This is a genomic window from Curtobacterium sp. L3-7 (genome assembly GCF_048756585.1).
Lineage (GTDB): Bacteria > Actinomycetota > Actinomycetes > Actinomycetales > Microbacteriaceae > Curtobacterium.
The window spans coordinates 1,399,083-1,418,387 of the sequence record NZ_CP151474.1; the positions used below are offsets into that span (position 1 = coordinate 1,399,083).

The 19,305-nt window shown below is 72.0% G+C and carries 15 protein-coding genes and 1 pseudogene; 6 read left to right on the plus strand and 10 right to left on the minus strand.

Annotation, left to right across the window (positions count from 1 at the left end; genetic code table 11):
* Nucleotides 1–576: 576 nt before the first annotated feature.
* Nucleotides 577–2,469, minus strand: a pseudogene (locus tag AAEP80_RS06920) (MDR family MFS transporter); the annotation flags it as partial.
* Between the two features lie 203 nt (nt 2,470–2,672).
* Here AAEP80_RS06920 and AAEP80_RS06925 point away from each other — a divergent pair.
* A complete protein-coding gene (locus AAEP80_RS06925; RefSeq protein WP_420366481.1) occupies nt 2,673–3,416 on the plus strand; it encodes an alpha/beta hydrolase in 744 nt (247 codons plus the stop codon).
* A 46-nt stretch (nt 3,417–3,462) separates the two neighbouring features.
* Here AAEP80_RS06925 and AAEP80_RS06930 read toward each other — a convergent pair whose 3' ends face one another.
* Entirely contained in the window at nt 3,463–4,707 is a 1,245-nt protein-coding gene (locus tag AAEP80_RS06930) for a glycoside hydrolase 5 family protein (protein WP_420366482.1), read from the minus strand.
* Nucleotides 4,704–5,786, minus strand: a complete 1,083-nt coding sequence (locus AAEP80_RS06935; RefSeq protein ID WP_420366483.1) for a LacI family DNA-binding transcriptional regulator — start codon at nt 5,784–5,786, stop codon at nt 4,704–4,706. Before AAEP80_RS06935 ends, AAEP80_RS06930 begins: the two co-directional genes overlap by 4 nt.
* Before the next feature lie 122 nt (nt 5,787–5,908).
* Here AAEP80_RS06935 and AAEP80_RS06940 point away from each other — a divergent pair, with 122 nt between their 5' ends.
* Genes AAEP80_RS06940 through AAEP80_RS06960 form a run of 5 tightly spaced genes read left to right on the plus strand, consistent with a single transcriptional unit; the run spans nt 5,909 to nt 12,619 of the window.
* A complete protein-coding gene (locus AAEP80_RS06940) occupies nt 5,909–7,198 on the plus strand; it encodes an ABC transporter substrate-binding protein (protein WP_413602792.1) in 1,290 nt (429 codons plus the stop codon).
* A 24-nt stretch (nt 7,199–7,222) separates the two neighbouring features.
* A complete protein-coding gene (locus tag AAEP80_RS06945; RefSeq protein WP_420366484.1) occupies nt 7,223–8,161 on the plus strand; it encodes a carbohydrate ABC transporter permease in 939 nt (312 codons plus the stop codon).
* Between the two features lie 14 nt (nt 8,162–8,175).
* Nucleotides 8,176–9,030, plus strand: coding sequence for a carbohydrate ABC transporter permease (locus tag AAEP80_RS06950; RefSeq protein ID WP_420366485.1), 855 nt, complete (start codon nt 8,176–8,178; stop codon nt 9,028–9,030).
* Complete coding sequence (locus AAEP80_RS06955; protein WP_420366486.1) at nt 9,027–11,348, plus strand: glycoside hydrolase family 3 protein; 2,322 nt, start codon at nt 9,027–9,029, stop codon at nt 11,346–11,348. The genes AAEP80_RS06950 and AAEP80_RS06955 overlap by 4 nt, the downstream gene beginning before the upstream one ends.
* A complete protein-coding gene (locus AAEP80_RS06960; RefSeq protein ID WP_420366487.1) occupies nt 11,345–12,619 on the plus strand; it encodes a glycoside hydrolase family 125 protein in 1,275 nt (424 codons plus the stop codon). Before AAEP80_RS06955 ends, AAEP80_RS06960 begins: the two co-directional genes overlap by 4 nt.
* A gap of 18 nt (nt 12,620–12,637) precedes the next feature.
* Here the strand turns inward: AAEP80_RS06960 and pgm are convergent, their stop codons facing one another.
* The 7 genes from pgm to AAEP80_RS06995 all read right to left on the minus strand — a co-directional run bounded on the left by pgm (nt 12,638) and on the right by AAEP80_RS06995 (nt 19,217).
* The gene (pgm, locus tag AAEP80_RS06965) at nt 12,638–14,257 is read right to left on the minus strand and encodes a phosphoglucomutase (alpha-D-glucose-1,6-bisphosphate-dependent) (protein ID WP_402728179.1); all 1,620 of its coding nucleotides are present in this window, start codon (nt 14,255–14,257) and stop codon (nt 12,638–12,640) included.
* A 202-nt stretch (nt 14,258–14,459) separates the two neighbouring features.
* Nucleotides 14,460–14,711, minus strand: a complete 252-nt coding sequence (locus AAEP80_RS06970; RefSeq protein WP_420366488.1) for a hypothetical protein — start codon at nt 14,709–14,711, stop codon at nt 14,460–14,462.
* A gap of 122 nt (nt 14,712–14,833) precedes the next feature.
* The gene (locus tag AAEP80_RS06975; RefSeq protein ID WP_420366489.1) at nt 14,834–15,502 is read right to left on the minus strand and encodes a class I SAM-dependent DNA methyltransferase; all 669 of its coding nucleotides are present in this window, start codon (nt 15,500–15,502) and stop codon (nt 14,834–14,836) included.
* Nucleotides 15,499–16,155 (minus strand): TIGR04282 family arsenosugar biosynthesis glycosyltransferase, encoded by a 657-nt coding sequence (locus tag AAEP80_RS06980; RefSeq protein ID WP_420366490.1) that lies wholly within the window; start codon nt 16,153–16,155, stop codon nt 15,499–15,501. Before AAEP80_RS06980 ends, AAEP80_RS06975 begins: the two co-directional genes overlap by 4 nt.
* A complete protein-coding gene (locus AAEP80_RS06985) occupies nt 16,152–16,922 on the minus strand; it encodes a glycosyltransferase family 2 protein (RefSeq protein ID WP_420366491.1) in 771 nt (256 codons plus the stop codon). Before AAEP80_RS06985 ends, AAEP80_RS06980 begins: the two co-directional genes overlap by 4 nt.
* 394 nt (nt 16,923–17,316) lie before the next feature.
* On the minus strand, nt 17,317–18,387 hold the full coding sequence (locus tag AAEP80_RS06990) for an NAD-dependent epimerase/dehydratase family protein (protein WP_420366492.1): 1,071 nt from the start codon (nt 18,385–18,387) through the stop codon (nt 17,317–17,319).
* Nucleotides 18,384–19,217, minus strand: a complete 834-nt coding sequence (locus AAEP80_RS06995) for an MTAP family purine nucleoside phosphorylase (RefSeq protein ID WP_420366493.1) — start codon at nt 19,215–19,217, stop codon at nt 18,384–18,386. The genes AAEP80_RS06990 and AAEP80_RS06995 overlap by 4 nt, the downstream gene beginning before the upstream one ends.
* Between the last annotated feature and the right edge of the window lie 88 nt (nt 19,218–19,305).

Consider the following 19,305-nt stretch of genomic DNA (forward strand, 5'->3'; position numbering starts at 1 on the left):
GGGGTCGGCACGCGGCGCGGCGGGGCGGCGCGGCGGTCGCGGCTACTCGGCCGAGTGGCGGCCGTGCGCGTGGTCGCCGTCGGCCGGACGGGAGGCCCGGCTCGCGTCGTGCGCGTCCGTCCCGTCCGTCGCGGGGTCGGCCTCCACGGTGGCAGCGTGCGCGGCACGACGGGTGCGGATGGCCCCGGTGGTCGTGGCGGGCTCGTCCACCGGCGCAGCGGCCGAGTGCGCGCCGTGCGTCGGCGCGTCCGGCAGCGGGGCGCGGGTGCCGTCGCTCGACACGTCGTCCGGCAGCACCGACACGTCGTCCGGCAGCACCGACACGTCGGACGTCCCGGTGGACCGGGCCGAGCGCGGCTGCGCCGGGACGTCGGGTGACGTGGGGACGATCCCCATCCCCCCGGTGTCGGGCGACACGAGCGACTCGGCGTTCGTCGCGGCGCCCTGCGCATCGACGGTGCGGCGATCGGGGTCGTCGCCGGCAGCCGCGGCCCGGGCGGTGTCCGCCTGCTCCTGCAGCGCCGACGTCTTGCGGAGCGGCGGCACCCGGAAGAACCAGGTCAGGACGAACGCGATGAGGATCACGCCGAGGCCGACGTAGTACACCGTGACGGCCGAGCTGCTGAACCCGACGAGGAACGGCCGGGTCAGCCGCTTGTCGGCACCGTTGAGGAACGAGGTGTCGCTCGTCGCGGAGCTCGTGGAGGAGTCGGCCTTCGAGTTGCCGCTCTTGAGCTGCTTGATGAGCGTCGGGGCGACCTCGTCGACGACGTTCTTCCGCTGCGACGCGTTCGAGTAGTCGACCTGCAGCGTGCCGTCGACGACGTCTGCCTGGGCCTTCGACGCTGCGGTCTCGAGCGCCTGCTGTTCGGCCTTCGGCTTCGCGGCCGCGACCTGCTCGTCGATGACCGACTGCGCCTGTGCCGCGGGGAGCGCACCGGCGGCGACCTGCTGCTGGACGCCCGCGGTGACCTGCTTCGTGACGGCGGCGTCTGCGGCTTCCTTCGCCTGCACGGCGCCCTTGTTCAGGCCGTCCTGCACGTTCTGCTTCACCGGGTCGGTGATCGGCGTCCAGATCTGGTCCATCACGCCCTTGTTGTCCTTGGCGTTCGCCACGGACGGGGTGAGGGCGGCGTTCAGGGCGCTCGTGAGGTCGGACTTGTCCTGCATCGCCGTCGTGATGTTCGTCGGCATCAGGGTGAACAGCACGGAGAGGAGCACTGCGGTGCCCATCGTGCCGCCGATCTGGCGGAAGAAGGTCGCGGCGCTGGTGGCGACACCGATGTCCCGAGGGGACACCGAGTTCTGCGCGGCCAGGGTCAGCGTCTGCATGAGCTGCCCGAGCCCGAGGCCGATGCCGAACATGCCGAGCATCAGGAACCACAGCGGACGGTCGGCGGTGAGGAACGTCAGGACGGTGAACCCGATCGCGGTGAACGCCGTCCCGGTGATCGGGAAGACCTGGTAGTTGCCGGTCCTGGAGATGATCTGACCCGAGGCGATCGACGCGATCATCAGGCCGAGGACCATCGGCAGCATCGCGAAACCGGACTCGGTCGGCGTGACGCCCTTCACGATCTGCAGGTACAGCGGGATCGTCAGCATCGCGCCGAACATCCCGAAGCCGACGAGCACGGACAGGATCGCGGACATCGAGAACACCCGCGAGCCGAAGAGCTTGAGCGGCAGGATCGCGTCGTCCTGCATGGCGCGCTCGACCAGGATGAACGCGATGAGTCCGACGGCACCGGTCACGTAGCAGGCGATCGAACCGGCCGAGCTCCAGCCCCATGTACGGCCCTGCTCGGCGACGAGCAGCAGCGGCACGAGCGTCACGATGACGAGCGCGGCACCCCACCAGTCGATGCGCGGCTTGGCCTTCCGCTCGCCGACCTTCGGCAGGTGCAGGAACGTCAGCACCATGATCAGCGCGATGATGCCGATCGGCACGTTGATCAGGAACACCCAGCGCCAGCCGGAGATGAACACGATCTCGCTCGCGCCGGCGAAGAGACCACCGACGAGCGGCCCGATGACGCTCGAGATGCCGAACACCGCGAGGAAGTAGCCCTGGTACTTGGCGCGCTCGCGGGGGGCGAGCATGTCGCCCATGATCGCGAGCGGCAGGGACATCAGACCACCGGCGCCGAGGCCCTGCAGCGCGCGGAACCCGGCGAGCATGAGCATCGAGGTCGAGAACGACGCGGCGAAGGAGCCGACGATGAAGATGCCGATCGCGGTGAGGAACAGCGGACGCCGGCCGAAGATGTCGGAGAGCTTGCCGTAGATCGGCGTCGTGATCGTCGAGGCGATCAGGTACCCCGTCGTGACCCAGGCCTGCTGGTCGAGCCCGTGCAGGTCGTCGCCGATGGTGCGGATGGCGGTGCCGACGATCGTCTGGTCGAGGGCGCCGAGGAACATACCGGCCATCAGGCCGTAGATCACCAGCAGGATCTGCCGGTGGTTCATCACGACGTTGGATGCCGTGGTGGGTCCCGCTGGAGCGGTCGCCGTCTGGGTCATGTGCAGGGTCTCCCGGGTACCGAAGCGCTGGTGACAAGAATTTTGCGCTGTCTGCAAAGTTACAACTGCCGCAAGCGGTGCGGTCACGCAGGTGCGGCTTCCTGTGTGGATCGGCAGCGTTCCGTGGGACGAACAGTAAGGTCGCCCCCATGAGCACGCCCGACGGCATCACGGTACGCCCGACCTCCGTCGGCGGTTCCCGTCCGGCCGTGATCGTCCTCCCGGGCGGTGGGTACGAGGAACACGGGCGGGCGAGTTCCGAACCGATGGCGGACTGGTACGCCGGCATCGGCCTGCACGCGTTCCTGTTCCGCTACCCGCTCCGCACGCCGGAGACGGTCGGCCCGTTGCACCCGGCGCCGATCGACGCGACCCGCGCGGTGTTCACGTGGCTCCGCTCGGGACGGGCCGGCGCGGACACCGGGCTCGACATCGACACGGAGCGCATCGGCGTCGTCGGGTCGAGCGCCGGCGGGCACCTGGCCGCCTCGCTCGCGAACGGCATCGACGACCCCGCTGCCGACCGGCCGGCGTTCTGCGTCCTGAACTACCCGGTGATCTCGATGGAACACCCGACGCGGCCGCGTCCGATGGTCGGGCTCCTCGGCGACGATCCATCGTGGCGGACGCGCCGCGAGCTCTCGATGGAGACGCGGGTCGACGCGCGCACGCCGCCGACGTTCGTCTGGACGACGGCGGACGACCGGATCGTCCGAGCGTCGAACGCGCTGTCCTACGCGGACGCGCTGGTGCGCAACGAGGTGGACGTCGAGGTGCACGTGTTCCCGCACGGCAGGCACGGACTCGGCACCGCCGTCCGCGAACCGCACACGTCCCGGTGGACCCGGCTCTGCGAGGACTGGCTGCGGTACCAGCGCGTGCTGACCGACTGAGCCGACCAGGGCCTCCAGACCGGACTGGAGGCCCGGCGCACGTCCGTCAGACGGCCGCCGTCTCGACGACCTTGGTCACACCCCGCGCGGCCAGGTCGGCTGGATCGGCCGCTGTCCGGCTCGTGACCACGGTGACCGCCTCGCCGCCGGCACGGAGGCGGTGCCAGCGGTCGAACACCGCGCCGCCCGGTGCGAGGTCGGCGCGGCGGACGGGCAGGTCCGCGTCGTCGACGTCCACCACGACGGCGATCGTCCGCGGGGTCGGCGACGGTGTCGCCCGACGTGCCTCGGCGACGACCTCGGCGTAGCGACGGCCGAGGGGCTTCACCCGGTTGTCGACGTCGAGCAGGCCGAGCGTGTACTCGAGGTCCTTGAAGTCGCCGAGCGCGCGGGAGACGTCGTGCGAACACCACCACGTGACGGCGTGCAGGTCCTCGGCGCTCAGGGCGGCTGCGATCGTGCGCTCGAGGAACTCGGGCATCTCGTCGTCGGCGAGGTGGCGGTCCGGTGCGCCCACCTCCTGCAGCCAGACCGGCCGGCCGGGGTCCGTCGCGAAGGCCTTCGCGAGCTCGATCATCCACTCGGCGTGCCGGACGGACTCGTCGGAGAGCGCGCCGTACCGCCCGGCCACGCCGTTGAAGATCCACGAGTGCACCGTGGTGACGTCGCCGAGGCGGCTGGCGTGGGCTGGTACGAAGGGGTGCCCGTCGCGGTACCAGAGGTGGTCGTTCTCGCTGTGGGTGACGACGTGTCGCGGGTCCTTGTCCCGCGGAGCGCCGAGCAGAGACTCCAGCCAGTGCGTGACCTGGTCCGTGTCAGCGGGCATCGCCGCCGGGTTCGGCGGCTGGAACTGGTTGACCTCGTTGCCGAGCGTCAGGCCGGTGAAGTTCGGGCGGTCGCGCACGGCGTCGTACACGGCGGCGACCAGGTCGGCCTGGGCTCGGATCGCCGGGGGATCGGTGAACATGTTGCCGTCGTGCCAGTTCACGAGCCACGCCGGGATGAAGTCGAAGCCGGACATGTGCCCCTGGATCACGTCGACGCTGGCGTCGAGGCCGAACTCCGCGGCGACGTCGACGACCTTCGCGACGTCGTCGAGCGCCTGCCTGCGGATCAGTGTGCGGTTCGGTTGCAGCGTGGGCCAGAGCGGGAACAGCCGGACGTGGTCCAGCCCGAGCCCCGCGATCGCCTCGAGGTCACGGCGGACCGCGTCTTCCTGCACCGACTGCCACTGGAACATCCAGTCGGTGGACGGCACGTAGTTCACGCCGAAGCGCGGAGCGGTGGTCATCGGTCTCCCTCGGTCGGTGCGGTCGGCGCATGGGGCGTCGGGCGTCCGGTCGTCGGCGCCCGCCAGGACGAGCCGCGGACGTGCAGCGCGCGGCCGCTCACCTCGGCGTCGCTGACGTCCTCGCCCCGGACGAGACGCTCGACGAGGGCGACCGCCGTGCGCGCCGACTCCTCCACCGGCGCGTCGAGTGCGGTGAGCGTCGGACGGACGATCGACGACACCCAGGAGTCCTCCCACGCGACGACGGACAGGTCGTCGGGGACACGGACGCCGAGTTCGGGGGCGTGCGCGATCACCTCGGCCGCGATCGCCTCGCCGTCGAGGACGATCGCGGTCGCGCCGTCGAGCCGGCCGAGCAGGTCGGCGACCGGGTCCTCTGCGTCCGCGCGCCAGGCCAGGACGATGGCGTCGATGCCGCGTGCTCGGGCGGCGGCGGTGAACCGGGCATCGCGTGCGCCGGTGTGCGCGAGCGACGGACCGTCGCCGACGCGGGCGATGCGCCGGTGCCCGAGGCCGTCGAGGTGGTCGAGCAGCGCGCCGGTGGCGTCCGCGTCCCCGACCGTGACGGCCGGGATCGTGCTGCCCGGGACGGGGGCGCCGAGCATCACGGCCGGCGCCGACAGGTGCTGCAGGAGCGAGACGCGAGGGTCGTCGGTCCGGACGTCGACGAGCAGGAAGCCGTCGACCCGCTGCTCCGTCCACCACTGGCGGTAGACCTCGGCCTCGTCCTCGGCGCGGACGAGGGTCAGCGAGAGCGACCACCCGATGGCGGCGAGCGGCTCGGTGAGCCCGGCGATCAGGCGCATCGTGAACGGGTCGCGTTGGAAGGTGTCACGCGAGCGGGCGAGCACGAGGCCGAGGCTGCGACCAGCGCTGCCGGAGAGCTTGCGGCTCGCGAGGTTCGGCCGCCAGTTCAGGTCGTCGGCGGCCTTGCGGATCCGGGCGGCGGTCGCGGCCGAGACGTTCGGTCGGCCGTTGAAGACGTGGGAGACCGCCGAGGTCGAGACGCCGGCGCGCTTGGCGACCTGCGCGATCGTCACACGACGACGGTCGACGGCTCCGGCGGTGGTGTCGCTCATGCCGACGAGCGTAGAGGGTTGACCGGTTCGTGTAAAGCGGTATACGTTGCTCGTCACCTGAAGTACACCGCTGTACCAACCACCCCGTGAACCGCTCCACCTTCCACTGCCAAGGAGGCACCGTGACGGACGGAATCAGCAGGCGGACCCTCCTCGGCGCCGGCCTCGGCGCCGGGGTCCTGGCCCCGATCCTCGCCGGGTGCGCCGCGCTCACACCGGCGTCGAGCGGGCCGGGGACCCTCAGCGTGCACACCCAGTTGAGCGGTGCCGTCGCGGGGGCCAGGACGTTCACCGACGTCGTCGCCGCATACCGACGACGCACGAGCCGCAGGGTCGCGCTCCTGTCGAACGGGTCAGACCTGCCGATCGTGTTCGAGACGAGTTCGCTCGCGGGCAAGGAAGCCGACGTCGCCATCGTCAACATGGTCGGGCGCACCCTGTCCTGGACGGGGGAGCACGCCACGATCCCCGTGAACCAGTACCTCGACGACTGGGGGCTGCGGGACGCGATCATCCCAGAGGCCATCGACGAGTGGACCGACGACCAGGGCCGCGTCCGGGCGTTCCCGTTCACCAGGACGAACTGGCCGGTGTCGTTCAACACCGCCCTGCTGGAGCAGGCGGGCGTGAGCGAGATCCCGACCACGTCCGACCAGCTCGTCGCCGCGGCGGACCGGCTCCGTGCCGCCGGCATCGGGCCGGTGACCGTCGGCGGCTCCGACTGGAGCGGGCAGAAGCTCCTCATGCAGATCATGCAGGGGTTCATCACCCAGGACGAGGCCACGAAGGTCTTCTCCACCGGCAAGATCTCGGAGAGCGCCGGCGCGGTCCGGGGCGTCGAGCACTTCGTCGAGCTCCGCGACGCCGGCGTCTTCGTCGACTCGGTCCAGGGCTTCACCTCGGACTCCGAGCTCACGCAGTTCAACACGCGCAAGGCCGCGATCGTCCCGGCGATGTCGTCGGCGCTCGCGCTCGTGTCGAAGGAGCGTGCGGCCGAGGTCACGGTGGGCGGCTGGCCGGTACCGTCCGCGAACGCCGCGATCACGCACCCGAGCGTCATCAAGAGCTACAACGGGCACGGCATCTGGATCAGCGAGAACGGCCGCGAGAAGCTCGACCTGATCAAGCCGTTCGTGCAGTACCTGTACTCGCCGGCCGTCACCAGCGAGTTCGTCCTCGACTCCGGACGCGACATGAGCCGCATCACGGACACCGTCAGTCAGGACTTCCCGCTCGTCGCGCAGGCGTCCGCCCTCACCGACGACCAGGTCACCCCGGTGATGCTGCCCGACCTGCTCGTTCCGGACTCGGCGTACGAGCCGATGATCCGCGCGACGTCGCTCGCGTACGGCTCTGGCACGTCGGCCGAACGGATCATCGACCTGTTCGAGCGCGCCTACACGGCCGCCTGACCACCCGCACGAGAAGGAGCTCCCATGGCAGTGCTCGTCGAGGAACCACCCGTCCGGTCCGCCGGAACGCCCCCGAACCGGTCCCGACGCGGGGCCACCGGCGTCGGCGAGGCCCGTGGCCGCTTCCCGACCTTCGCGATCCCGGCGCTGGTCTGGTACGGCCTCTTCATGATCGGCCCGGTCGTCGCGATGATCGTCATCGCGTTCCTGAGCTGGCCCGGCATGCTCGTCACCCCGACGTTCGCTGGGCTCGACAACTTCCGCGTGCTGTTCTCCGACGAGACCTTCTGGGCCGCCGTGCGGAACAGCACGATCCAGATCGTCGTCGGGCTCCCGGTCATGATCGTGTTGGCGTTCCTGCTCGCGTTCCACGTCGTGCAGAAGCCCAGGGGGCACAAGGTGCTCCGCTACCTGCTCTTCATCCCCGCGCTGATCTCCGCTCCGGCGACGGCCATGATGTTCTACGCGATGCTCAACCCCGACGGCCTCGTCAACGGGGTGCTCGCGACGCTCGGCATCGGCGGGAAGGCCTGGCTCGCGGATCCGGCCACCGCGCTCGGCGCCCTCATCGTCGTCGACCTCTGGGCGGGCATCGGCTACTCGGCCGTGCTCATCGCGTCGCGGCTCGACGGCGTCGACGGCGAGGTCGTCCAGGCGGCCCGGATGGACGGCGCCGGATCGTGGCGGCTCGCGTGGGGTGTGTACTGGCCGATCGCACGCGACTTCATCGGCGTCGTCGCCATGCTGCAGTTCCTGTCGATGCTCTTCAGCTCGGCGCAGAACGTGCTGCTGCTGACCCAGGGCGGGCCGGGGACCGCCACCACGACGTTGTCGTACCTCGTGTACCAGAAGGCGTTCGTCGACACCGACCTCGGCTACAGCCAGGCCGTCGGCGTGGTCCTCTTCGTCCTCGGGCTCGTGGGCATGTTCATCATCCGCCGCGTCCTGCGCAAGACGCACTGACCAGGGAGACCACCATGGCGAAACCGACCGCAGGCACCCGCCTCCGCGACCGCATCGGCTCGATCACCGGCGGCACCATCGCGTGGGTCTACGCCGCCCTGCTGATCCTGCCGTTCTACTACTTCGTCGTGTCGTCCTTCAAGGACAACGACGGCATCTTCGAGTCGCCGCTGGCGCTGCCAGCCAGCTGGGACCTCAGCAACTTCACCGACGCCGTGCGACAGGCATCGCTCGGTCCTGCGATCGCGAACTCCGCGATCACGACCGTCGCCGCGTTGGTGCTGACCCTCGTGCTCGCGCTCCCCGCGTCGTTCGCGCTCGCACGAGCAACCGGTCGCGCCGGACGGGTCGTCGAGGCACTGTTCTCCCTCGGGTTCCTCATCCCGTCGTTCGCTGCGCTCTTCCCGACGTTCCTGCTCGCGGCCGCGATGGGACTGTTCCACACCAGGACCTTCCTCGTGCTGCTCCTGCCGGCCACGGCCATGCCCCTGGCCGTGGTCATCCTGACCCAGTTCATGCGGACCATCCCGCGCGAGCTGGAGGAAGCGGCGTCGATGGACGGCGCGTCCGCCTGGCAGGTGATGCGGCAGGTGTACCTCCCGATCTGCATCCCCGGGATCGCGACCGTGCTGCTGCTGAACTTCCTGTCGTTCTGGAACGAGTACCTCTACGCCCTCGTGCTGATCGGCCCGGACACCGCGCAACGGACGATCCAGGTCGCGCTGCCGACGCTCAAGGTCGACGCGGGGACCGACTACGGGATGCTCATGGCGGGCACGCTCGTCACCCTGCTGCCGGTGTACCTCGTGTACACGATCCTCCAGCGGCAGATGCAGAAGGCGCTGGTCTCCGGGGCGATCAAGGGATGACCGACACCGACCCCACGACCGGCACCGCCCCCACGACCGGCACCGCCCCCGCTGCCGGCTCCGCCCCGCGGGCCGCCGACCTCGACGTCCGCGCCCGGATCGGCCAGGTCAACCAGCGGCTCAAGGGCTGGGAAGCCGTCCGCTGGGTCGACGGACGCCCTCGCATCACGGACGTCCTCCGGGCCGAGGTCGACCGGTGGGGCGGCATCGGCGCGGTGTACGGGGTCCTCCGCGCCGACCCGTGGTCCGGTGTGCACTGGGGCAACGGCATCCCGCCGGAACGCACCGGCGAGGCGTACGCGGCGGTCCAGGACCACGTCGTGGCCAACAGCGACGGCCGCGTCCCGACCCTGTTCGTGGAAGAGGTCCCGCACGGACTGCAGGCCCTCGGCGGGACGACCGTCCCCGTGAACCTGGCCCTCGGCGCGGCGATGGACGTGGAGCTGGTGGAGGAGCTCGCCGCCGCCGTCGCTGCCGAGGTCCGGGCGCGAGGCACCCACGTCGCGCTGGTCTCCGGCCTCGACGTCCTCCGCGATCCCCGGTGGGGACGCGCCGAGGAGTGCTGGTCCGAGGACGCCGCCCTCGCCGCGCTCATGGTCGGGGCGACCGTCCGTGGCATGCAGGGCGGCGGTGACGGCCCCATCGACGGACGGCACGTCGCCGTCGTCGCGAAGCACCTCGCCGGGCAGGGCGCCGGGATCGGCGGACGCAACGGCTCCGGTGCGCCGATCGGTCGGCGCGAACTCGCCGAGGTGCACCTGCCGCCGGCGCTCGCCGCCGCCCGTGAGCACGTGGTCGGGTTCATGGCCGCCTACAACGACGTCGACGGCGTCCCGTGCTGCGGCAACCGCGACCTCCTCACCGCCACGATCCGCGATGCCTGGGGGTGGGACGGTCTGGTGATGGCCGACGGCACGGCCGTCGACCGACTCCGCGACGTCACTCCCGACCCGGCGACCGCCGCTGCCCTCGCCCTCCGCGCCGGGGTGGACCTCAGCCTGTGGGACGAGGCGTTCACGCACCTCGACGAAGCGCTCGACCGTGGGCTCGTGGACCTCGCCGACCTGGACCGCGCGGTCGACCGGGTCCTGGCGGTCAAGGAGCGGGTCGGGCTGTTCGGCGAGGCCCCGGCGACCGTCACCGGTGCCGAGCGCGAGACCGTCGTCCTCGCGGACCGAGCCGCACACCGCGCCGTCGTCGCCCTGAGGGACTCCGCACCACGTGTGCGTGCCGACTCGATCGTCGCGCTCCTCGGTCCGAACGCCGACGACCTGGACGCGCAGCTCGGCGACTACTCGCCGCCGCGCCCGACGAGCGATCCGGCAGCGTCGACGGTGCGCTCCGCACTGGAGGCCAGGCTCGGTCCCGACCGGGTCCGGTACGCCCAGGGGAGCGGCCTCCGCCGACCCCTGCCGGGCCCGGACACGTCGGCCGACGTCGCCGCAGCCCTCGCCGGTGCGGACGTCGCGGTGGTCGTGCTCGGCGGGTCCAGTCGCCGGACCTACGACGACGGCTTCGAGGACAACGGTGCCGTCAGCGGCCCGGCACCGGACACGACGAACGGCGAGGGCGTCGACCTGGCGTCGGTGGCGATCCCGGAGGCCCAGCTCGCGGTCCTCCGTGCAGCGCGGGACGCCGGGCTGCCCGTCGTGGCGGTGGTCGTCGACGGGCGGCCCCGCGTCCTGACCGCGGTGACGGCGCTCGCGGACGCCGTGCTGGTCGTGCCGTTCCCCGGACCGGCGGGCGGTGCGGCCGTGGTGGACGTGCTCCTCGGAGCGCCGGCGGAGGGTCGGCTGCCCGCGACCTGGCCCGCGGCCGACGGAACCTGGCCGGTGGCGCACGACGAGCGGCTCGAGACCGCTCGCGGCTACGTCGACGTCGACGAGCCGTCCCTGCCGCTCGGTCTGCCGGGGCCGGGCGCGGGGGTCCAGGTGGGACTCGGGGACGTGCGTGGCGCGCTCACGGCGTCGAGCCTCCTGGGCGGCGCGGTGGTGACCGTCCCGGTGGTCGTGACCAACGAGTCGGGACACGACCGCCGCGTCGCCGTGCCGCTCTGGTCGCGCCGGCTGGAGCCCGGCGTGCGCCCGCGGCGACGTCGGGTGCTCGCACTCGTCACGCTGGACGTCCGGGCGGGGGCGACGGTGCGGGGGGAGTACGTGCTCGGGCTGGACGCGCTCGGGACCTGGGGCGACGACCTCCGGCTCGGTGCCCGGCCGCTCGACGTGCTGTGCTGGACCGAGGACGTCACCACGCCACCGGACTCCGCTCGACTCGTCCGCGTGACCGACGACGACGGACGCATCCCGTGGGTGTCGTGAGCGGCGTCGACCTCGATCGCATCGCTCCGACCATCCGCGCGGCGGCCGACCGTGTCCGTGCGTCGGTCGGTGACGACGTCGGCGACCGGGTCGAACGGGCCCTGCTGCGGACCCTCCGCGACACGATCAGCGTCGACGAAGCGGGCGCGTTCGTCATCACCGGCGACATCCCGGCGATGTGGCTGCGGGACTCCACGACGCAGATGACCCCCTACCTGCGGCTCGTCGGGGAGTGCCAGGAGCTCGCCGCGGTGCTCTGGTCGGTGGTGCGGCGGCAGATCCGGCTCATCGAGCACGACCCGTACGCCAACTCCTTCAACCGGGAGCCGGACGGCGCGCACTACGACCCGGACGACCTGCACGACGACCCGCTCGTGTGGGAGCAGAAGTACGAGGTGGACAGCCTCGGCTACCCGGTGACGTTCGCGCACGCGCTGTGGCGGGCCACCGGCGACACCGCCGCGCTCGACGACCGGGCGCACCGGGTGTTCCGGACGATCGTCGACCAGTGGCGACTCGAGACGGACCACGACCGCTCCGCGTACCGGTTCGTCCGTCCGGGCGCGAAGGCGACCGAGACCCTGACACGGGACGGGCGCGGGAGCCCCGTGGCCGTGACGGGCATGACGTGGAGCGGGTTCCGGCCATCGGACGACGCCTGCACCTTCGGGTACAACGTCCCGGCGAACCTGTTCGCCGCCGAGGCTCTCCTCGCGGTCGCGTCCATCGCCCGCGACGTCTGGGACGATCCGGTCCTCGCCGACGACGCCGACACGCTCCGGTCGTCGATCACGGACGGCGTCGCGGCGCACGGGGTCGTGCCGGGACCGTCCGGAGCCGACGTCTACGCGTACGAGGTCGACGGCCTCGGCGGCGTCCTGCTCATGGACGACGCGAACACCCCGTCGTTGCTCTCCCTGCCGCTCTCGGCCCCGTCCGTCGTGGACCCCGCGGTGTGGGCGGCGACCCGCGCGTTCGTGACGTCGCCGGCGAACCCGTACTGGTTCAGCGGCGCGAGCGCATCCGGGATCGGGAGCCCGCACACCCTGCCCGGCCGGGTGTGGCCGATCGCACTCGCCGTCGATGGGCTGGTGTCGGGCGCACCGTCGCGACGGCGCGAGGTCGTCGACCTGCTCGTGGCCACCGACGGCGGCACCGGCGACGTGCACGAGGCGTTCGACGTCGACGACCCGACGCAGTTCTCGCGGCCGTGGTTCTCGTGGGCGGACGCGATGTTCTGCGAACTGGCGATGGCGGCGGCGGAGGACTGACCCCCGCCGCTGCCGCCGCTACGCGCCGAGCGCGGCGTCGACGATCTCCTTCGCCTCGCGCTGCACCTGCTCCAGGTGCTCCTGGGAGACGAAGCTCTCGGCGTAGATCTTGTAGACGTCCTCGGTCCCGGACGGACGCGCGGCGAACCACGCCTTGTCCGTGACGACCTTGACGCCACCGACCGCCGCGTCGTTCCCCGGCGCCTTCGAGAGCTTCGCGGTGATCGGGTCGCCCGCCAGGGTCTCGGCGGTGATGGCGTCGCCGTCGAGCTTCGACAGCCGTGCCTTCTGCTCCTTGCTGGCCGCCGCGTCGACGCGCTGGTAGACCGGTGCGCCGAAGCGGTCGGTCAGCTCGGCGTAGAGCTGCGAGGGGGTCTTGCCCGTGACCGCGACGATCTCCGACGCCAGGAGCGCCAGGATGATGCCGTCCTTGTCCGTCGTCCACGCGGTGCCGTCGGTGCGGAGGAACGAGGCGCCGGCCGACTCCTCGCCACCGAAGGCCACCGAGCCGTCGATCAGGCCGGGGACGAACCACTTGAAGCCGACCGGGACCTCCCACAGGCGACGGCCGAGGGACTCCGCGACGCGGTCGATGATGCTCGACGAGACCAGGGTCTTGCCGATCGCCGCGTCCTCGCGCCAGGCCGGGCGGTGCGCGTAGAGGTACTCGATCGCGACGGCGAGGTAGTGGTTCGGGTTCATCAGCCCGCCGTCGGGCGTGACGATGCCGTGCCGGTCGGAGTCCGCGTCGTTGCCGGTCAGCACGTCGAACTCGTCCTTGTGCGCGAGGACCGATGCCATCGCGGACGGGCTCGACGGGTCCATCCGGATCTTGCCGTCCCAGTCGAGCGTCATGAACGACCAGGTCGGGTCGACGTCGGGGTTCACGACGGTGAGGTCGAGGCCGTAGTGGTCGCGGATCGCGTTCCAGTACGGCAGGGATGCGCCGCCGAGCGGGTCGGCGCCGATCTTCACGCCGGCTCGCTTGATCGCCGGGATGTCGATGATGTTCTCGAGGTCCGCGACGTAGGTGTGCAGGAAGTCGTAGCGGTCGGGCGTGGCGTGCTCGGTGCGCTTGACCTCGGCGTTGCCGCCCTCGATGATCGCGTTCGCACGGTTCGCGATCCACGACGTGGCGTCGCTGTCCGCGGGACCGCCGTGCGGGGGGTTGTACTTGAAGCCGCCGTCGCGGGGCGGATTGTGGCTCGGCGTGATGACGATGCCGTCAGCGGTGTCCGGGTTGCCCGCGCGGTTGTAGCGGATGATCGCGTGGCTGAGCGCCGGCGTCGGCACGTAGCCGTTCTCGCTGTCCGCGAGGACGTGCACGTCGTTCGCGGCGAGGACCTCGAGCGCGGTGCGTTCGGCCGGGCCGGAGAGCGCGTGGGTGTCGCGGCCGATGAACAGCGGACCGTCGGTGCCCTGCGACTGCCGGTACTCGACGATCGCCTGCGTGATGGCGGCGATGTGGGTGTCGTTGAACGCGGTGTCGAGTGAGGAGCCGCGGTGCCCCGAGGTGCCGAACACCACCTTCTGCTCGGCGATCGAGACGTCCGGGACGCGCTCGTAGTACGCGGCGATGAGGGCGTCGAGGTCGACGAGGTCGTCTGCGGTCGCTGGGGTACCGGCGCGGTCGTTCATGCCTCCATCCTGGCATCGCCGCGGGCGGCGCGCTCAGGTGCGCCGCGCGGTGCGCGCTGGACAGGCGGACGGGAGGCTCGTGGCGGGGCCGCCACGAGCCTCCCGTCCGTCACGACGTGAGCGAGCGGCCGCCCCGGCCCGGGTGAAAGGGGGGAAACCCGGGAAGGGACGACCGCTCGCGGTCAGTGTGCGCCGTGCGCGCTCATGCCGTCCGGAACGAGCCCGTCGCGGTGCGGAACGAACCGGTGACGGTGCGGTTCGAGGACGTCGACGTACCGGGGCGTGCGGACTGCGTGTCGACGAAGCGCCCGAGCCGGCTGCCGGTCGGCACGCCCGTGTAGGTGCCCACCGTCTGGTGGGTGCGGGCGGTCGTGCCCGTGTAGCTGCCGAGCTCGTCGCGCTCGCCGAGTCCGGACACGAAGGTGCCGCCGAACGGGAAGGTGCTGTTCGTCATGGTGGTCTCCTCGATGTGTGGTTGGCAGCATCGGGAACGCCGCTTCCGACGAACCTGACGCCGTCGGCTTACGAGGATCACACTACGCCCTTGTCTTGCAGAATGCAAAAGAAGAGCCGGGCTCAGGCGACGAGCTCGCAGAAGCTCCGTCCGGCGACCGTCCAGCTCTGTCGGGCCACCAGCCCGCCGTCCGCGGCGTGTCGGTGCAGGGCGTCGAGGCCGACCTCGGCCCACGGGAACTCGGCGCTCTCGTGGCCGTCGGTGTCCACCACGCGGGCCCGGTAGGTGCGGTCGGCGGTCGGGTCCGTGTGCGTCTCGACGACGACGCGACCGCCGGCCCTGACGATGTCGCGGCAGCGCGCGAGGAGTGCGGCGGGGTCGCCCCCGATGCCGATGTTGCCGTCGAGGACGAGGGCGGTGTCCCAGCGTCCCTCGTCGGGGACGGGGTCGAACACGGAGCCCTGGATCGCCCGGCCGCCGGAGCGCCGCGCGATCGCGACGGCCTCGGCGGAGACGTCGACCCCGAGTGCGGGGATGCCGAGCGTGCGCGCCGCGACGAGCATCCGCCCGGGACCGCAGCCGATGTCGATCACGGGGCCGTCGACGTCGTCCAGCAGGGAGCGGTCGACGCGGTCGGCGGCAGCACTCCACCGTCCGACGTCCATCGTGATGCCGACGCCGGGGCGGTCGGGGTCGGTGAGGCGGAGACGGCCGTCGCTCCGGAGTGCCCGTGCGTAGGGTTCGTCGCCGCCGGTGCCGAAGGTGACAGCGGTCTGGGTGATGTCGCTCATCGGGCGCCTCCGGCGGTGAGTGCGCCGTCCTCGGCGCGCAGGGCAGCGGCGAACCCGGAGTCCGGCGCGAGTCCGGCGACGACACCGGCATCGTCGATCGTGTCCACGTCGAGCAGCTCGGTGAGCACGCCGACGTCGAGCCCGGCCGCCGTCAGACGTGCCAGCTGCACGGCACCCGTGTCGTCCTGGGACATCGGGACCCCGCGCAGCAGGTCGCCCGTCGGCTCGCGGAGGTACAGGGACCAGAAGCCGCCGTCCTCGGCCGGACCGAACCAGGCGTCGCGGTCGGGGGCGTCGAGCACGGGTGCGACGTCATCGACCGAGACCTGCGGGGTGTCCATGCCGACCAGCAGCGTGGGTCCGGTCATCGTGTCGAACAGGAAGCCGAGGCGCTCGTCGAGGCCGCCGCCCGGCTGGTGCAGGACGTCGAAACCAGCGGCCGCTCCCGGGACGACCGAGCCGTCGAAGAACAGCACGCGCCGCTCGACGGGCAGTGCGGCGACGGTGCGGAGCGTGTCGTCGAGGCTCGCGCTCGCGACCCGGGCGGCCGCCTCGGGGGAGAGCGCCGGGGTCAGCCGGGTCTTCACCCGGCCGGGCAGACACTCCTTGGCGATCACGACGACCGTGATCGGGGTGGTCGCGGTGGCGCTCATGAGCGCACCTCCTCGACGGCGGAGGCTGCGGTGGAACCGGAGGCGGAGGGGGCGGTGGAGCCGGCCGTGCGGCGGACCGGACCCGGCGCGTCGGACCGGGTCCGAGCCTCCTGGCGGTACTCGCGCAGCAGGCGCGTCATGTCCCGCACCGCGTTGATCGTGCCGCGGAGCGTTCCGGTGACCTTGCTGTCGCCGACGCGCTGGGCGTAGCCGATGTCGGACTCGTCGACACGCCAGCCGGCGGCGTGGGCGGCGAGGACCATCTCGAGCGGGTAGCCGCTCCGGCGGTCTTGCAGGTCGAGCGCGACGAGGTCCTCGCGGCGCATCACGCGCATCGGGCCGAGGTCGCGCAGGCGGTACCCGGTCGCCCGGTGCATGAGCACGGCGAGGACGCGGTTCGCGAAGCGAGCGTGTGGGGCCCATGCGCCAGGGGTGGTCGGGACGCGGCGGCCGAGCGCCAGGTCGGTGCGGCCCTCCGCGACGCGGCGGACCAGCGGCGGGAGCTCTGCCGGGTCCATCGAGGCGTCGGCGTCGCAGAAGGCGACGTACTCGGCGGTGGCGGCCTCGACGCCGGCGGCGCATGCGCTGCCGAAGCCGCGGCGGGACTCGGTGACCACGAGGGCCCCGAGCGCGCGTGCGATGTCCGCGGAGCCGTCGGTCGAGCCGTTGTCCACCACGATGGCGCGGTAGCCGTCCGGCAGACGACCGATGACCGTCGGCAGGGCATCGGCCTCGTCGAGACAGGGGAGGATGACGTCGACCTTCATGTCCACCATTCGGTGCGGTCGGCCGTTGCGACTGGAGGACGTTGCCATACGCACCACTCAACCGACGAGTCGCTGGGGATGTGCAGGTCCTTCGTACCCCGTGTCCGGTGCGCGCACAGGAACGACGCGGCGCGGGCGCGCCGGGCCGGGCCGGGCCGGGTAGGCCCCCGGACCGGGCGGGCCGGGCCGTCGTCGAGTGGTCACGACTCCCCGCTCAGTTCCGTCGGGCGGTCACGACCTGTCGATTCCGGGCCTCGCGGGCGACGGCTTGTGACCGGTCAGCGTCACGCGGACGGGGTGTCGTGACCACTCGGCGAGCGGGCGAGTACCGGACGGGAGGCTCGTGGCGGGGCCGTCACGAGCCTCCCGTCCGGTTCGTGGCCGGGACGGCGCGTCAGCGCACGGCTGCGCGGAGCGGCGCGTCCGCGAACGCGCGCATGCCGCGCTCGAAGTCGACCTCGGCGCGCCAGCCGAGCTCGTCCGCGATCCGCGCGGACGACGCCGTGACGTGCCGGACGTCACCGAGCCGGTACTCGCCGGTGACGACGGGAGTGAGCCCGGCCGTCCCCGCGATCGCCGCGGCCATGTCGCCGATCGTGTGCGCGGTGCCCGACCCGACGTTGTACGCGCGGAACGAGTCCGGGTCCATGGAGCCGGTCGCCCCGATCGACGCGAGGTTCGCTCCGGCGACGTCGTCCACGTGGACGAAGTCACGACGCTGGGCGCCGTCCTCGAAGACGCGAGGGGCCTCGCCGCGAGCGATCGCACTCCGGAACAGCGAGGCAACTCCGGCGTAGGGGGTGTTCGCGGGCATGCCCGGTCCGTACACGTTGTGGTAGCGGAGCGCGACCGCGCGGCCGCCGGTGGCGCGGGCCCACGACGACGCGAGGTGCTCCTGCGCGACCTTCGTCTGCGCGTACACGTTGCGGGGGTCGAGCGCGGCGGACTCGTCGATGAGCCCGGGGACGAGTGGCTCGCCGTCCGGTCCGATCGGGTCGAAGCGGCCGGCGTCGAGGTCCTCGCGGCGACGAGCAGGCGGACGCATCGGCGTGCCGTCGGAGGTCGTGTACGCGCCCTCGCCGTAGACGACCATCGAGCTCGCGACGACGAGCCGGCCGATGCCGGACCGGTCCATGCCGGCGAGCACGTGGGCGGTGCCGGCGTCGTTGCTCGAGACGTAGTCAGGGGCGTCCTGGAAGTCGACGCCGAGACCGACCTTCGCGGCCTGGTGGCACACCACGTCGACGCCGTCGAGTGCGGCTTCGAGGGCCACCCGATCGCGGACGTCGCCGTGCACGAACGCGATGCCGCGCCGCTCGTGGTCGGCGACGACGTCGGCGGGGTCCCCGTGCACGTCGGCGCGGAGGGAGTCGAGCACCCGCACCTCGTGGCCGTCGGCCAGGGCGCGGCGGACGATCGCGGAGCCGATGAAGCCCGCGCCACCCGTCACCAGCAGGCGGCTCACGCGCTGACCGCCATGACGCTCTCACTGGCCGCCGCGGGGACGAGCTCCCGCGGCGTGAAGTCGTCCGGGATCGAACCGACGATGCTCCCGATCGCGCCGACGATGACCTCGTTCGCGCGGGCGAGGCGTTCCATCACGAGGGCGTGGGTCACGGGGGCCTCGGTGCTCCTCGCTGCGTCGGCTTCGCTCGGCGCCAGCCCCGCGTCGGCGTCCGTCACGAACGACAGGTTCACCGTGCCGATCCCGAGCTCGGCGGCCAGGGGGACCTCCGGCGTCATCGTCATGTTGATCGTGTGCCCGCCGGCCTCGCGCATCCACACCGACTCGGCTCGGGTCGAGAACCGCGGCCCCTGGATGACGACACAGGTGCCGGTCGGTCGGAACGGGACGTCCAGTGCGGCGACCGCGTCGACGGCCACCCGACGGAGGACGGGGTCGAACGGATCGGCGAACGACAGGTGTTGCACCTGGTCCTCGAAGAACGTGTCGGCGCGGCCCCAGGTCCGGTCGATGAGCTGGTCCGTCACCACGAAGGTCCCGGGGGCGTAGTCCGGGTGCAGGCCGCCGACGGCGCTCGACGACACGATCGCGCGGACCCCGAGGGACCGCAGCGCCCAGACGTTCGCGCGGTGGTTGATCAGGTGCGGTGCCACCGAGTGCTCGCGGCCGTGCCGGGTGAGGAACGCGACGCGCTTGCCCGCCATCGTCCCCACGGTGACGGGGGAGGAGGTCGGCCCGAAGGGCGTCTCCACGTCCATCTCGTCGGCGGTTCCCGGTGCGAACAGCTCGTACAGGCCGGAGCCGCCGATCACACCGATGGTCGCGGTCACGTCGTTCTCCACAGGTCCTCCGAATCGTCCAAGGCGCGCGATGCGCGCTCGTTACGCTACTGACACGCGCCCGTCCGGGCCCGCATCG